This is a genomic window from Streptomyces sp. NPDC048331, from assembly GCF_043201215.1.
In the GTDB taxonomy this organism is placed as follows: domain Bacteria; phylum Actinomycetota; class Actinomycetes; order Streptomycetales; family Streptomycetaceae; genus Streptomyces.
In genome coordinates, this window is sequence record NZ_JBICYT010000106.1 from 1 (window position 1) to 1,628 (window position 1,628).

Genomic DNA, 1,628 nt, shown 5'->3' on the forward strand with positions numbered 1-1,628 from the left:
ACACCCTCGGCACCACCCCCACCTGGACCACCCCCACCCCCACCCACCACACCAACCTCCCCACCTACCCCTTCCAACACCAGCACTACTGGCTGAAGGACACGGGCAAGACAGGTGCCGCGGACGTCACCACCGCGGGTCTGCATGCGGCGGACCATCCGCTGCTGGGCGCCGTGGCGGAGCTGCCCGGTTCCGGCGGGACGCTGTTCACCGGCCGGCTGTCGCTGCGTACGCACCCCTGGCTGGGCGGACACCGGGTGATGGGCACGGTGCTGCTGCCGGGCACGGCCTTCGTGGACCTCGCGATCCGGGCCGGTGACCACGTGGGCTGCGGCCGCCTCGACGAGCTGACCCTGCAGGCCCCGCTCGTCCTGCCCGACGACGGCGCGGTGCAGGTACAGCTCCTGGTGGGCGCGCCCGACGACTCCGGGCACCGCACGCTGAGCGTGCACTCGCGCCCCGCGGCCGAGGGTGCGTCCACGACGGCCCAGGCCGCCTGGACCCAGCACGCGAGCGCGGTGCTGGCTCCGGAGGCGCCCGTCGCGTCGGACTCACCCTGGGATGTGTGGCCTCCGCGCGATGCCGAAGCCGTGGGGATCGACGGGTTCTACGCCACCTCTCTGCAGCAGGGTTTCGACTACGGGCCGTGCTTCCAGGGCCTGCGGGCGGTGTGGCGCCGAGGCGAAGAGGTGTTCGCCGAGGTCGTACTTCCCGAGGAGGAGCTCGACGCCGCGGCCACGTTCGGACTGCACCCCGCGCTGCTCGACTCCGCCCTGCACTCGGTCGCCCTGACCGGGGTCACCGGTGACGCGGCGGTCCTCCCCTTCGCGTGGAACGGCGTGCAGCTCCACGCGACGGGCGCGTCCGCGCTGCGGTTGCGGATGGTACCGACGGAGAACGGCGGCGGGGTGTCGGTGCACATCACCGATCACGGTGACCGTCCGGTCGCGACCATCGAGTCCCTGGTACTGCGTCCCGTGTCGGCCGAGCAGATTCCGGCGGGGCGGGCCCCGCAGGACCAGTGGCTCTACCGGGTGAGCTGGGAGGCCGTGGCGAGCGGCACGGACGCGGCTCCGGAGGCCGTCTGGCTCGGCGCCGGGGAGCGGCCCGCCGGTACCGAGGGCCTCGAGGACCACGCCGATCTGGCCGCGCTGCGCGAGGCGTTCGCCTCCGGTCGCGCGATGCCCGGGCTGGTGTACGTCCCCTTCTTCGCGGAGGCGGAGCCGAACGGGCAGGCGGTGCCGGCCCTGACGGCGGCACGGACGGCCGCCGCGCTGGCACTGCTCCAGGAGTGGACCTCCGAGCCCGCGTTCGAGACGTCCCAGCTGGTGCTGGTGACCCGTGGGGCCATGGCCACCGCTCCGGGCGAGCCGGTCCCGGACCCGGCGGGCGCCGCGGTCTGGGGTCTGGCCCGCTCGGCGCAGACAGAGTTCCCGGGCCGGGTGGCCCTGCTGGACCTGAGCGGTACGGATCTTCCCCTCGATGCGGCCGGCTCCGCCTTCGCGGCCGGGGAACACCAGTTGGCGCTACGTGACGGCGCAGTGCTGGTTCCCCGCCTGACGCCTGCGCAAGCGGCGCCGGAGGCCGCGGGTACCGCCTGGTCCTCGGAGGGGACGGTGCTGATCACC

The 1,628-nt window shown here is 74.1% G+C and carries 1 protein-coding gene; it reads left to right on the forward strand.

Annotated features, from left to right (window positions below; all coding sequences use genetic code 11):
* Positions 1 to 1,628: polyketide synthase dehydratase domain-containing protein (locus ACGFYY_RS42350; RefSeq protein ID WP_393717984.1), on the forward strand; the 1,628-nt coding region annotated here is incomplete at both ends.